The sequence below is a fragment of the Curtobacterium sp. VKM Ac-2852 genome (genome assembly GCF_013205045.1).
In the GTDB taxonomy this organism is placed as follows: domain Bacteria; phylum Actinomycetota; class Actinomycetes; order Actinomycetales; family Microbacteriaceae; genus Curtobacterium; species Curtobacterium flaccumfaciens.
The window spans coordinates 335,829-347,989 of the sequence record NZ_JABMLI010000001.1; the positions used below are offsets into that span (position 1 = coordinate 335,829).

13 protein-coding genes are annotated in these 12,161 nt (G+C 69.5%); 5 read left to right on the forward strand and 8 right to left on the reverse strand.

Annotated features, from left to right (window positions below; all coding sequences use genetic code 11):
* Positions 1-17: 17 nt before the first annotated feature.
* A complete protein-coding gene (locus HQQ79_RS01600; protein ID WP_111039737.1) occupies positions 18-929 on the reverse strand; it encodes a metal ABC transporter solute-binding protein, Zn/Mn family in 912 nt (303 codons plus the stop codon).
* Between the two features lie 127 nt (positions 930-1,056).
* Positions 1,057-2,325: a PTS transporter subunit EIIC gene (locus HQQ79_RS01605; protein ID WP_173032271.1), complete on the reverse strand. Its 1,269-nt coding sequence runs from the start codon at positions 2,323-2,325 to the stop codon at positions 1,057-1,059.
* Positions 2,326-2,503: 178 nt separating this feature from the next.
* Here HQQ79_RS01605 and HQQ79_RS01610 point away from each other — a divergent pair, with 178 nt between their 5' ends.
* A complete protein-coding gene (locus HQQ79_RS01610) occupies positions 2,504-2,740 on the forward strand; it encodes a PTS transporter subunit EIIB (protein WP_111056696.1) in 237 nt (78 codons plus the stop codon).
* Entirely contained in the window at positions 2,737-3,189 is a 453-nt protein-coding gene (locus HQQ79_RS01615) for a PTS glucose transporter subunit IIA (RefSeq protein WP_173032272.1), read from the forward strand. Before HQQ79_RS01610 ends, HQQ79_RS01615 begins: the two co-directional genes overlap by 4 nt.
* A 77-nt stretch (positions 3,190-3,266) precedes the next feature.
* Here HQQ79_RS01615 and HQQ79_RS01620 read toward each other — a convergent pair whose 3' ends face one another.
* Positions 3,267-4,001, reverse strand: coding sequence for a GntR family transcriptional regulator (locus HQQ79_RS01620; RefSeq protein ID WP_027464961.1), 735 nt, complete (start codon positions 3,999-4,001; stop codon positions 3,267-3,269).
* Between the two features lie 126 nt (positions 4,002-4,127).
* A complete protein-coding gene (locus tag HQQ79_RS01625; RefSeq protein ID WP_173032273.1) occupies positions 4,128-4,709 on the reverse strand; it encodes a GNAT family N-acetyltransferase in 582 nt (193 codons plus the stop codon).
* 121 nt (positions 4,710-4,830) lie between these two features.
* Here HQQ79_RS01625 and HQQ79_RS01630 point away from each other — a divergent pair, with 121 nt between their 5' ends.
* Together HQQ79_RS01630 and HQQ79_RS01635 are read left to right on the forward strand one after the other, a co-directional pair.
* Positions 4,831-5,889 carry a hypothetical protein gene (locus tag HQQ79_RS01630; protein ID WP_173032274.1) on the forward strand — a complete coding sequence of 353 codons (1,059 nt, stop codon included), beginning with the start codon at positions 4,831-4,833 and terminating at the stop codon, positions 5,887-5,889.
* Positions 5,886-6,722 carry a hypothetical protein gene (locus HQQ79_RS01635; protein WP_173032275.1) on the forward strand — a complete coding sequence of 279 codons (837 nt, stop codon included), beginning with the start codon at positions 5,886-5,888 and terminating at the stop codon, positions 6,720-6,722. Before HQQ79_RS01630 ends, HQQ79_RS01635 begins: the two co-directional genes overlap by 4 nt.
* A 7-nt stretch (positions 6,723-6,729) precedes the next feature.
* Here the strand turns inward: HQQ79_RS01635 and HQQ79_RS01640 are convergent, their stop codons facing one another.
* The 4 genes from HQQ79_RS01640 to HQQ79_RS01655 form a co-directional block, all read right to left on the reverse strand.
* Positions 6,730-8,328 (reverse strand): dihydrolipoamide acetyltransferase family protein, encoded by a 1,599-nt coding sequence (locus HQQ79_RS01640; protein WP_173032276.1) that lies wholly within the window; start codon positions 8,326-8,328, stop codon positions 6,730-6,732.
* 41 nt (positions 8,329-8,369) lie between these two features.
* Positions 8,370-9,329, reverse strand: a complete 960-nt coding sequence (locus HQQ79_RS01645; protein ID WP_071404980.1) for an alpha-ketoacid dehydrogenase subunit beta — start codon at positions 9,327-9,329, stop codon at positions 8,370-8,372.
* 86 nt (positions 9,330-9,415) lie between these two features.
* On the reverse strand, positions 9,416-10,552 hold the full coding sequence (locus HQQ79_RS01650) for a thiamine pyrophosphate-dependent dehydrogenase E1 component subunit alpha (protein ID WP_027464965.1): 1,137 nt from the start codon (positions 10,550-10,552) through the stop codon (positions 9,416-9,418).
* Between the two features lie 23 nt (positions 10,553-10,575).
* Positions 10,576-11,655: a histidinol-phosphate transaminase gene (locus HQQ79_RS01655; protein WP_027464966.1), complete on the reverse strand. Its 1,080-nt coding sequence runs from the start codon at positions 11,653-11,655 to the stop codon at positions 10,576-10,578.
* Positions 11,656-11,716: 61 nt separating this feature from the next.
* Between HQQ79_RS01655 and HQQ79_RS01660 the strand changes: the two genes are divergently transcribed.
* On the forward strand, positions 11,717-12,115 hold the full coding sequence (locus tag HQQ79_RS01660) for a phage holin family protein (protein WP_027464967.1): 399 nt from the start codon (positions 11,717-11,719) through the stop codon (positions 12,113-12,115).
* The last annotated feature ends 46 nt before the right edge of the window (positions 12,116-12,161 follow it).

Consider the following 12,161-nt stretch of genomic DNA (forward strand, 5'->3'; position numbering starts at 1 on the left):
TGCTGCGGTCGAGGTCGTCACTTCTGGAGCGCTGCCTTCACCGCGTCGATGTTCGCCTGCTGCCACGAGACGTAATCCTGCCCCTTGGGGAGCGTCTCCGTGACACCGACGACGGGGATGTCGTTCTGCTCGGCCGCCTTCTGGACCTGTTCGGTCTCGGGGCTCGACGCCTGGTTGTTGTAGGCGAGCAGCTGCACGCGCTTGCCGGTGAACAGCGCGAGGGTGTCGCGGAGGGCCGCCGGCGGGACGTCGTCGCCTTCCTCGATGGCCTCGGAGAAGTCCGGCGGGGTCTCGTTCTCGAGCCCCATCGCGTCGAACAGGTACCCGGGCACCGGCTCGGTGTACGCGACCTTGTCGCCGGAGTCCTGCTTCTTGACGGCGTCGGTCTGGGACTCGAGGTCCTCGAGCTTGGTGGTGAGCGTGGCGGCGTTCTTCTCGAAGGCGTCCTTGCCGCTCTCGTCGAGCGCGCTGAGGTCCTTCGTGACCGCCTCGACCAGCTTCACCATCGTCGGGTAGCTGTAGAAGACGTGCTCGTTGAACTCGGCACTGCCGCCCTTGTCGAGGCCGGAGAGCTTCACGACGTTGATCGTGTCGGCCTTGGTGTCCGAGGCGTTCGCGAGCGTCGTCATGAAGTCGTCGTACCCGCCACCGTTCTCGATGAGCAGGTCGGCCTTGGAAACGGAAAGCTGGGTGCGGGCGCTCGACTCGAACGAGTGCGGGTCCTGCGACGGGTCGCTCAGGATGCTCGTCACGGTGACGGCGTCGCCACCGATCGTCTTGACGATCGAGCCGTAGACGTTGGTGGAGGCGACGACGTTGACCGTGCCGTCACCGCTGGCCTCCCCCGAGGCGGACGAGGTGGCGCACCCGGTCAGGGCGAGCGCGGCGGCGCCGGCGACGAGCGGGAGGGCGAGGAGGCGGTTGTGCATGGCACGACGCTAACGCCTACTGATAACGATTGTCAAAACCGCTATGAGGGCTCTCAGCGCGACCAGGAGACGGACGGGAGGCCCGGTGCCAGCTGGCACCGGGCCTCCCGTCCGTCGGAACGCGCGTCTACGGCTTGGTGGCCGCGTCGATCGTGTTCTCGGCGATCGTGTCCTCTTCACGCCCGGGGGTGCGGAGGTTCCACTTCTTGATCACGAAACTGAACAGGAAGTAGTAGACGACCGCGTAGCCGAGGCCGATCGGGATGAGCCAGATCGCGCCGTCGGCCTTGCCGAAGTTCAACACGTAGTCGATCGCGCCGGCCGAGAACGAGAACCCGTCGTGGATCCCGAGGGCGTTCACCAGGGCCAGCGATGTACCTGTGAGCACCGCGTGGATGATGTACAGCGGGAACGCCACGAACATGAACGAGTACTCGAGCGGCTCGGTGATGCCCGTGACGAACGAGGTCAGTGCGGCGGAGATCATGATGCCGCCGACGAGCTTGCGGTTCTGCGGCTTGGCGTTGCGCCAGATCGCGAGGGCACCGGCGGGCAGCGCGAACATCATGATCGGGAAGAAGCCGGTCTGGAAGATGCCGGCGGTCGGGTCGCCGTTGAGGAAGCGTGCGATGTCGCCGTGGTAGATCACGCCGTCCGCGCCGGTGAAGCTGCCGAGCTGGAACCACGGGAAGAAGTTGAGCAGCTGGTGCAGCCCGATCGGGATGAGCATGCGGTTCACGAAGCCGAAGATGCCGCCACCGATCACGGCGTTGTCGGCCACGGCCGTACCCGCCGCGGTCAGCGCGATGTCGAAGTAGCGGTACACGAACGACATCGCGACGGCGATGACGAGACCCGCGACCGCGGTGAGGATGGGGACGAGGCGACGGCCCGAGAAGAACCCGAGGAAGTCGGGCATCTTCGTGCGGTGGAACTTCTCCCACATGACCGCGGAGACGAGCCCCATCACGATGCCGCCGAGCACCCCGAAGTTGATCATCGCCTGGTCGCCGTTGGCGTCCTTCACACCGTCGAGGACGATCGGCGACATCACCTTCCAGACCTCGAACATGACCATGTAGCCGACGACCGCCGCGAGCGCGGTGGTGCCGTCGGACTTCTTCGCCCGGCCGATCGCGATGCCCACCGCGAAGAGCAGCGGCAGCCAGTTGAAGACACCGTTTCCCGCCGCCGAGATGACTCCGGCCCACTGGCCGAAGCCGGGGATCGCCCCGAGGAGGTCGGGCTGGCCGATGCGGAGCAGGATGCCCGCTGCAGGCATGACCGCGATCGGCAGGAGCAGGCTCCGTCCGAGGCGCTGGGCCTGTGCGAACAGCCGTGACTGCTTCTTCGGCTTCTTCTTCTCCGGCACATCCGTGGCAGTGGTGGCGCTCATCGGAGGTCCTCTCGTCATTGGGTGGAGCTGTCGGGGTGAGTTGAGTCGTGCAGCCAGCGCAGGTAACCTCGGCGGTGTCGCCAGGTCCGGTCCTGTCCGGTCATGACCAGTTCCGTAGTCTGATCCGCGAGCGGTCCGGTGTCAACCTGCGACGCAAACCCTTAACGAGGAGGAAACGATGGCCGACATCAAGGCAGCCGACATCATCGCCGCACTCGGCGGTGCCGAGAACATCGAAGAGGTCGAGGGCTGCATCACGCGCCTCCGCGTCGAGGTCGAGGACGGGGACCTGGTCGACAAGGCCGCCCTGCAGGCAGCCGGGGCCCAGGCCGTCATCGGTGGCGGCACCGGCTGGCAGGTCATCGTCGGCACGATCGCCGACAACCTCGCCCAGGACATCCAGGACGAACTGTGACCGTCGTCCGCACCCCGTTCGGCGGCCCGGTCGTCGCCCTCGCCGACGTGCCCGACCCGGTGTTCGCCGGGCAGCTCGTCGGTGCCGGCGTCGCGGTCGACCCCACGGGCGTCGAGGGCGCGGTCACCGCGGTGGCCCCGGTCGACGGCACCATCGTGAAGCTGCACCCGCACGCGTTCGCCCTGCAGGGCACCGCTGGCACCGACGTCCTGGTGCACGTCGGCATCGACACCGTGAAGCTCTCCGGCGAGGGCTTCGAGCTCCTCGCGACCGAGGGCGACACCGTCACCGCCGGTGACCCCGTCGTCCGGTTCACCCCCTCGGTGATCTCAGCAGCCGGGTACTCGCCGATCTGCCCGGTCGTGGTGCTCGGTTCGACGGCGGACAGCGTCGACCAGGGGACGGTCGGCACCACGGTGCTCGACGGCGACACCCTCTTCGAGGTCTAGGGGTTCTTCCTCGTCGAGAGCGACCGTGTGCTGCGGACCACCCGCGGCAGACGGTCGCTTTCGCGTTGCTGGGCGGACTACGCGACCGCGGGGGTCGCGGTAACTTCCATCTGCACGCGGTAGCGGTCCGATCGGTACCAGCTGCGGGTGTGCTCCACGGGTCGCTCCCCCGCGTACGACACCCGGTCGAACTCGAGCACCGGTGCTCCGGTCTTCGTGCCGAGCAGGGTCGCGACGTCGTCGGCCGCCGGGTTCGCCGCGACGGTCTGCTGCGCGCGGTCGATCGGGGTGCCGTACTCCGTGGCGATGATCGAGTACACCGACCCGGACAGGTCGTGGTCGAGCAGGCCCGGGAAGGCGTCGGCCACGAGCCAGGCGTCGTCGATCGAGACCGGGGCGCCGTCGGCCATCCGCAGGCGCTTCACGTGGAAGGCCGGCACGTCCTGATCGATCCGCAGGGCCGCGGCGGTGTCGGCCGGCGGCACGCGTTCCTCGCGCACGAGCACCACGGTGGTCGGCTCGTGCCCCATCGCCCGCATCTCCTCGGTGAAGGAGGCGAGGTGCAGCGTCGACTGCACGGGCCGGTGCGCGACGAAGGTGCCCTTGCCGCGGACGCGCTCGAGGTACCCCTCGTTCACCAGCTGCCCGAGGGCTTCACGCACGGTGATCCGGGAGACGCCGTACTCGGCGATGAGCTGGCGTTCGGACGGGATCGCGGCGCCGGGAGCCAGGCGGGTCGTGACGAGGTCGAGCAGGATGCGCCGCAACTGCTGGTGCTTCGGTTCGGCACCCTCGGTGATGCGGCTCGTCATGCGTCCCTCGTGCTCCGTTGCTGGTCCTGGGCGGTGGTCATGCGCGGACATGACCAGTGCCCATCACAGTAGCGAGTCAGGCCGGGAAGACCAACGTGCGCGGTGACGAAGGGACGGAGTCGGTGCTCAGGCGTTGGCGACGAGCCAGGCGAACTGCTCGTCGGAGAGCAGCCGATCGGTCCAGACCTGCCCCTCGACCCCGGCGGCCGCACGGTTCTGCGCTGCGGGAGCCCCCTGCCACACCAGCGACAGCCCCGCACGACGCAGCACGGCTGCAGAAGCAGGGTTGTTCGTGAGCACGCGGCCGGTCACCGGGACGTCCGGAGCGGTGTCGGCGGCGGCACGGGCGGCAGCGAGGGCGATCTCGGACGCGAAGCCCTGCCCCCACGCCGCGGGTGCCAGACGGTAGCCGAGGTTCCAGACCCCACCGGCGGTCATGTCGACCCCGCCCACACCGACGAAGGCGTGGTCGGAGGCGCTGCGGACCGCCCAGGACCCGAGGCCGTGGCGTGCACGACCGCCGATCTTGCGCTGCACCATGTCCACGCTCGAGCTCCGCGCCACGTGCCGGCCGGTGGGCAGGTGCTGCCACGTGCGGGCGTCCGAGAAGAGCGCGTGCACGTCGTCGATGTCAACCGGGGTCAGCGGGGTGAGCAGGAGGCGATCCGTTCGGATCTCCTGCGAGGGGGTCAGGAGCTGGTGGACCATGCACCGATCATGCCGCCGACCCCCGACATCCGTGTGAACACCACGCGACGTTTGCGGAAGCCCGAGCGGAGACAGCGAAGTATTTTTCACTCTCGGATGCTTTTCACTGTACAGTGAAAACATGCCCAGATCTGAAAACCACGTTGAGGCAGAAGCAGCACTTCGTGCAGCGCTCCCGCCGGGTTCGGTGACCCTGCGCCCGCGGCCTGGGGATGATCTCATCGCGGCGCTCCCCGACGGGACGCAGAAACGCTTGCACCTCGCCTGGGCCGGGTACGGGTATCCGCGCGACGTGGAACGCGTCCTTCGTGACGCTCGAATGATCGGCGCGCGCTCGAACGAGGACCTCATCGTCGTGGCCGCGCACACGGTCTCGGAGGGTGCTCGCCAACTGTTGCGCGCTGAGGGGCTCTCTTGGATGGGCCTCGACGGCTCCGCGGAGCTGCGGCTCGGTACCGTGTGGATCGACAGGGACGGAAGCAGAACGAACCGACTGTCCGGAGCAGAAGTCGGCTGGACCCGAGCGCGATCGGACGTCACGGAGGCGCTCGTCGCAGTCATGGCAAAGCGCGACCCAGAGCTGCCTGAGTCGAGTTCCGTGCCCGAGGTGGAAGCTCTGGCGAATCTGTCGGGACGCTCTCTCGGAACGGTTGCGAACACTCTCGCGCTGTTCGACACGAGGGGTTGGACAGCTCGTGGAGCATCGTCCAGGAGCCGGGTCGTCGCGAACGCACCAGCGCTCTTGGACTCCTGGTCGAGATGGGACGCTGCGCAACGTCGACGGTTCGACGGATTCCACTCGATCCATCGCGAACCCTCGCGGGTCGTCGAGGATCTCATCGCTGCGTTCGGGAGCTCGCTCGTCCTCACTGGAGCGGCCTCGAGTGAGGTGGTCCGGCCGACGATCACCGGAGGCTACGTCGTTACTGCGTACCTCTTGACTCCCGACGGCTGGACGGGTGTCGAATCGATGACCCGAACCGCGAAGATGGTCCCGGCGGCAGTTCCCCGTGTCCGTCTGGCCCCGGCTCCCCCCGCCGTCGCGAACACGACGAGCATCGTCAGCGGCTCCCGAGTGACGTCGCCGGGGCGCACCTACGCCGACCTCCTGTCGGGCTCCGACCGGGAGCAGGAAGCTGCGGAGGCGTTCCGAGAGCTCGCCCTCAGGCAGTTCTCGTGAGCGCGGCGCTCCCGCGGGACCGCGACGCGCGGTTGCTCGCCGAGGCTGGTTACGCCGCACTCCTGCGCGCGGTCGGCACCAAGCGTGATCAGCTCCTGTTGATCGGCGGCCTCGTACCGGAGCACCTGGTGTCGACGGACGAACCGCACCAAGGCACCAACGACGTCGACGTCCTCCTCGACATCGGCCTGGTCTACGACCGCGAGGAACGTGACTTCGGGTGGCTTGAACAAGCACTCGAGATCGCCGGCTTCGTCACGTCTTCCCCGAACACCGGCTGGCGCTGGGTGAAGGACGTCGGAGGGTTCCCGATTCAGGTGGAGTTCCTCGTGGATGTCCTCGACAGTGCCGACCAGGAGATCGCGCTGCCGGGGACGATGACTCTCGGGGCGAAGAACCTCCGCGGGCCGGGTCCAGCGCTCCGAGACGCCCGCGACACCGTCGTCGCCGGAGAAGCAGCCATGGTGGCCGGTCTCGGCGGCTACCTAGCGGCCAAAGGGGCGAGTGCGTACTGGCGCCGAGCCGACAAGGACCTCTACGACTTCGCCTGGGTTCTCGTCGCCGACCTCCGCTCAGGAGAACGACGAGCGGCAGCAGCGGTGCGGCGAGTCCTCGACCCGCTGACGGAACGCGACCGAACCGATGCGCTCCTCGCGGTCTGCGACCTGTTCAGCGCACCCGGCGCCCTCGGCGCAACGACCTACGCGCGGCTGTCGATCTCAGCCGGCAGCATCGAGGTACCGGACAATCTTGCCCTCGACGCCGTCGTGGCCGTCGAGGTGTTCCGCACACAGCTCTCCACACTGTTCGACGACGGACGAGACGGCCCCTGACCGGCGCTCAGTCGAGCAGGAGCGCGGGCTCCTCGAGCACCGAGGCGACGTCGTGCACGAAGCGGGACGCCACGTCACCGTCGACGACCCGGTGGTCGAACGAGGCACCGATGGTCGTCACCATGCGCGAGCGGACCTCGCCGTCGACGACCCACGGCTTCGGCTTGATCGTGCCCATGGCGACGATCGCGACCTCGCCCGGGTTGAGGATCGGGGTCCCGGTGTCCATGCCGAACACTCCGATGTTGGTGATCGACACCGTGCCGTTCGCCATCTGCTTCGGCGTGGTCTTGCCGTCGCGGGCGGTCAGGGTGAGCTCCTCGAGCGCCTGTGCCAGCTCGAGCAACGACATGTCCTGCGCGTCCTTGATGTTCGGCACGATGAGCCCGCGCGGGGTCGCCGCGGCGATGCCGAGGTTCACGAAGTGGTGGACGATGATCTCGCGGTCGGTCCAGGTCGAGTTCACCGAACGGTTCCGGCGGACGGCCCAGATGACGGCCTTCGCGACGATGAGCAGCGGCGAGACCTTGACGCCGGCGAACGTCGGCGAGGCCTTGAGCCGCTTGACGAACTCCATCGTGTGGGTCGCGTCGACGTCGACGAACAGCGACACGTGGGGCGCCGTGAAGGCGGAAGTCGTCATCGCGGTGGCGATGGCCTTGCGGACGCCCTTGACCGGGATCGTCTCGCTGCGGACCTCGCCCCACTCGGGCGTCTCGATGTTCCGGAAGACGCTGGCCTGCTTCGCGTGCCGGATGACGTCGTCGCGGGTGACCTCGCCGGCAAGACCGGTCGCGACGATCTCGGTCAGTTCGACGCCGAGGTCCTTCGCGAGCTTCCGGATCGGCGGCTTCGCCAGCACGTTGGTCGCGGTGCTCTGCTTGTGCGCGGAGCCCGTGCCGAGGGCGCTGATCGCCTCGGCGGTGCTCTCCTCGCCCGGGTCGACGGAGGCTTCCGCCGCCGCGGCGGTGTCCACACTGGAGGCGCGGCTCGCCTCGGCCGCGAGCGCTGCGGCCCGGCGGGCGCCCGGCTTGCGACGGGAGGGCGACGAGGTCGCCGAGCCGTAGCCGACGAGGACGGCACCGGAGGACTCGTCCGTGCCCTGGACGGAGGCGTCGACCGCGACCGGCTGGACCGGCGCCGCCGGCGCGGCGGCAGGGGCAGGCGCTGCCGGTGCGGGGGCAGCGGCGCGTGCCGGCACCGCCGCGGGAGCGGGAGGGGTCTGCGCGACCGGAGCCGACGGGGCGGCAGCGGCCTGCGGGGTGGACGCGACCACGGGCGAGACCGGGGCGGACTCGGCGACGGGCACCGTGCCTCCCGGCTGCTCGGCGGGGGGCGTGAGGGCCGCTCCGGACGCGACCGATGCGTCCGAGTCGACGCGGATGATCGGCTTGCCGACCTCGACCGTGTCGCCCTCGGACACGAGCAGACCGGTGACGGTGCCGGCGAACGGCGACGGCAGCTCGACGAGCGACTTCGCGGTCTCGATCTCGACGAGCACCTGGTCGACGGCGATCTCGTCCCCGATCGCGACGCGCCACTGCACGATCTCGGCCTCGGTGAGACCTTCACCCACGTCGGGCAGGGGGAATTCGGCGGCGGCCACTACGGCTCCTTCGCGGATCTGGTCGAGCTCGGTCGGACGGGTCAGTAGGCGAGGGCGCGGTCGACGGCCTCGAGGATGCGGTCGGCATCCGGCAGGTGCAGGTGCTCGAGCTTCGACACCGGGAACGGCACGTCGAAGCCGGAGACCCGGAGCGGCGGTGCCTGCATCGTGTAGAACGCCCGCTCGGCGACGGTCGCGGCGATCTCACTGCCGACGCTGACGAAGCCGGAGGCCTCTTGTGCGATGACCAGGCGACCGGTCTTGCGGACGGAAGCCAGCAGCGGCTCCCAGTCGATCGGCGAGATCGAGCGGAGGTCGATGACCTCGCAGCTGGTGCCCTCGGCCTCGGCGATGTCCGCCGCCTGCATCAGGGTGGCGACCATGGCGCCGTGCCCGACGAGCGTGACCTCGGTGCCGGTGCGGGCGACGCGGGTCGTGTGCATCGGGACGTGGCCGTCGACCAGGTCCACCTGGCCCTTGGGCCAGTAGCGGGACTTCGGCTCGAGGAAGATCACCGGGTCCTTCGACGCGATTGCTTCCTGGATCATCCAGTAGGCGTCGTTCGGGGTGCTCGGGCTGACGACCCGCAGGCCCGGGGTGTGCGCGAAGTACGCCTCCGGGGACTCCTGGTGGTGCTCCACGGCGCCGATGTGGCCGCCGTAGGGGATGCGGATGACGACGGGCAGCGACATGTGTGCCGGCAGGCGGTTCGCCATCTTCGCGAGTTGCGAGGTGATCTGGTCGAAGCCGGGCCACACGAAGCCGTCGAACTGGATCTCGACGACCGGGCGGTATCCGCGCAGGGCGAGGCCGATCGCGGTGCCGATGATGCCGGCCTCGGCGAGCGGGGTGTCCCGCACGCGCTCGGCGCCGAAGCGGTCCTGCAGGCCCTCGGTGATGCGGAAGACGCCGCCCAGCTGGCCGATGTCCTCGCCCATCAGCAGGACCTTGTCGTCCGCTTCCATGGCCGCGGCGAGCCCGGCGTTCAGGGCCTTGGCCATCGGCAGGGTCGGGGTGGGGTCGCTCGGGACCTCGCCGGCGCCCGGGTGGGAGCGCAGGGTGTAGTCGAAGAGCTGCTCGGTGGTGCTCATGCGTGGGCGCCCCCTTCGAAGCCGGCCTCGTACTGGGCGAGCCAGGCCTTCTGCTCGGCGATCCGCGGGTGCGGTTCGCGGTACACGTTGTCGAACATGACGTCGACGGACGGTGCGGTCAGGGCGACGGTGCGGCGTCGGACGTCGGCGGCGATGTCCTCGCCCTCTTCGTCGAACGCGGCGAACTGCTCGTCCGTCGCACCCTTCGATCGCAGGTACGCCTCGGACCGGACGATCGGGTCGCGGAGGACCCATTCCTCGAGCTCGCCGTCGGCTCGGTACCGGCTCGGGTCGTCGGAACTGGTGTGCGCACCGATGCGGTAGGTGTCGGCCTCGATGAAGGCCGGGCCCTGGCCGCTGCGGGCGTGCTCGGTCGCGACGACGGAGGCCGTGTAGGACGCGAGGATGTCGTTGCCGTCGATCAGGACACTCGGGATCCCGAAGCCGCGCGGGCGGTCGACGAGTGGCGTCGGGGACTGCACCGACACCGGCACCGAGATGGCCCAGTGGTTGTTCTGCAGGAAGAAGACGACCGGGGCCTTGGTCGACGCGGAGAACACGAAGGCCTCGTTCACGTCGCCCTGGCTGGTGGCGCCGTCGCCGAAGTAGACGATCGAGCAGGCGTCGCGGTCCGGGTCGCCCGTGCCGACGTCGCCGTCGAGCTTCTGGCCGAGCGCGTACCCGGTGGCGTGCAGGGTCTGCGAGCCGATCACCAGGGTGGAGATGTGCGTGTTGCCGCGCTGGTCCGGGTCCCACCCGCCGTGGGTCTGCCCGCGGTACATCGCGATGATCTCCATCGGCTCGACGCCGCGGTGCATCGTGACGGCGTGCTCGCGGTAGGACGGGAACACGTGGTCCTGGGCGCGCAGGGCGAAGGCCGAGCCGGTCTGCGCGGCCTCTTGCCCGTGGCTGGGCACCCACAGGCCGAGCTGGCCGGTGCGCTGGAGGTTGTGGCCGGCGTGGTCGAACCGACGGGTCAGCACCATGCGGCGGTGCATCGCCAGCAGGGTCTCGTCGGGGATCGCCCGCGCGGCGGCGGCGAACTCGGCGTTCTCGTCGGTCTCCACGAACCGACCCTCGGGGTCGAGGAGCCGGACGGTGGTCGTCGCGGGAGCCGCGGCGCGGAATGACATGCGGGCCAGCGTAGCGCCAGGCACTAGTCGGCCACCTGGAGGTCCCCCACAAGTGAGCGGGCTGTTTGGAGGAGCGTTTCCACAGCTTCGTGCTCGCCGATCGAGATGCGGATGCCCTCTGGCGGGAAGGCCCGGACGATGATGCCGGCGTCCTCGAACGCGGCCGCAGCGGCGACGGTCCGTTCACCCGTCGGCAGCCAGAGGAAGTTGCCCTGGGCGTCGGGGACGTCCCAGCCCTGGGCACGGAGCTCGACGACGATCCGGTCGCGCAGGGTCGCGATCTCGGTCACGCGCTCGAGCAGCTCGGCCTCGCGTTCCAGGCTGGCGAGCGCCGCCGCCTGGCCCTGGGCGGTCACGGACAGCGGGATCGCGCAGGCACGGACGGCGTCGAGCACGTAGTCCGGACCGAGCGCGTAGCCCACCCGGAGCCCGGCGAGCCCGTACGCCTTCGAGAAGGTGCGGAGGACCACGAGGTTGGGGTGCGCCGCGAGCAGCGGGTGGCCGTGCACGGCAGCCTCGTCGGTCACGAACTCGGCGTATGCCTCGTCGAGCACGACCAGCACCGACTGCGGCACCGCGGCCATGAACGCGTCGAACTCCGCGGCGGTCACGATCGGCCCCGTCGGGTTGTTCGGCGAGCAGACGAGCACCATGCGGGTGCGTTCGGTGACGGCCGCGGCCATCGCGTCGAGGTCGTGCCCACCGTCGGCGCGGTTCGGCACCTGCACGCTGGTGGCGCCGGCGACCGTGACGACGCCCGGGTACGCCTCGAACGAGCGCCACGCGTAGACGATCTCGTCACCGGGGCCGGAGGTCGCGCGGGCGAGTTCGTGCAGGATCGCGACACTGCCCGGCGCGACGTGCACCTGCTCGGCGGTCAGCCCGAAGCGGTTGGCCAGCACGGCGCGCAGGGCGAGGGCGGTGGCGTCGGGGTAGCGGTTGTACGAGGTCTGGGCCTGCACGGCTTCGACGACCCCGGGGAGCGGCGGGAACGGGTTCTCGTTGCTCGACAGCTTGAAGGCGGAGTCGGACGCCTGTCGCCCCTGCTTGTACGCGGGGAGGACGGCCACCTCGGGCCGGATGTGCACACGCTGCTCGCTCACGGGTTCAGGCTACCGGCAGGCCCACGGCACCCACGAGGGGAAGCGAGGGCATCATGGGCGCATGCGATTCCTCGTCCGCCTCGTCGTCAACGCCCTCGCGCTCTGGCTCACCACGCTGATCGTCAGCGGCGTCTCCGTCACGCCGTTCGGTGACGGCGGGACCACCGCGACCGTCCTCACCTTCCTGCTCGTGGCGTTCGTGTTCGGGCTCGTGAACGCGGTGATCGGCACGGTCATCCGGATCGTGGCCTTCCCGATCTACATCCTCACGCTCGGGCTCATCTCGTTCGTCGTGAACGCGATCCTGCTGCTCATCGTCGCGGGCATCTCGGACGCGTTCGGCTTCGGGCTCGAGGTCGACTCCTTCGGCTGGGGCATCGTCGGTGCCTTCGTGCTCGCGGTCTTCGCCTGGCTGATCGGGCTCTTCGCCCGCCCGGTGCTGAACCGCCAGCGGGCGTGACCCGGCGGGCCTCGCGGAGGACCCCGCCCTGCGTCATGATGTGCTC

What these genes read in the sequence shown, in the direction of transcription:
- HQQ79_RS01600 (WP_111039737.1), bottom strand. Translation starts at nt 929, where the DNA reads ATGCACAACCGCCTCCTCGCCCTCCCGCTCGTCGCCGGCGCCGCCGCG.
- HQQ79_RS01605 (WP_173032271.1), bottom strand. Translation starts at nt 2,325, where the DNA reads ATGAGCGCCACCACTGCCACGGATGTGCCGGAGAAGAAGAAGCCGAAG.
- HQQ79_RS01610 (WP_111056696.1), top strand. Translation starts at nt 2,504, where the DNA reads ATGGCCGACATCAAGGCAGCCGACATCATCGCCGCACTCGGCGGTGCC.
- HQQ79_RS01620 (WP_027464961.1), bottom strand. Translation starts at nt 4,001, where the DNA reads ATGACGAGCCGCATCACCGAGGGTGCCGAACCGAAGCACCAGCAGTTG.
- HQQ79_RS01625 (WP_173032273.1), bottom strand. Translation starts at nt 4,709, where the DNA reads ATGGTCCACCAGCTCCTGACCCCCTCGCAGGAGATCCGAACGGATCGC.
- HQQ79_RS01630 (WP_173032274.1), top strand. Translation starts at nt 4,831, where the DNA reads ATGCCCAGATCTGAAAACCACGTTGAGGCAGAAGCAGCACTTCGTGCA.
- HQQ79_RS01645 (WP_071404980.1), bottom strand. Translation starts at nt 9,329, where the DNA reads ATGGCCAAGGCCCTGAACGCCGGGCTCGCCGCGGCCATGGAAGCGGAC.
- HQQ79_RS01650 (WP_027464965.1), bottom strand. Translation starts at nt 10,552, where the DNA reads ATGTCATTCCGCGCCGCGGCTCCCGCGACGACCACCGTCCGGCTCCTC.
- HQQ79_RS01660 (WP_027464967.1), top strand. Translation starts at nt 11,717, where the DNA reads ATGCGATTCCTCGTCCGCCTCGTCGTCAACGCCCTCGCGCTCTGGCTC.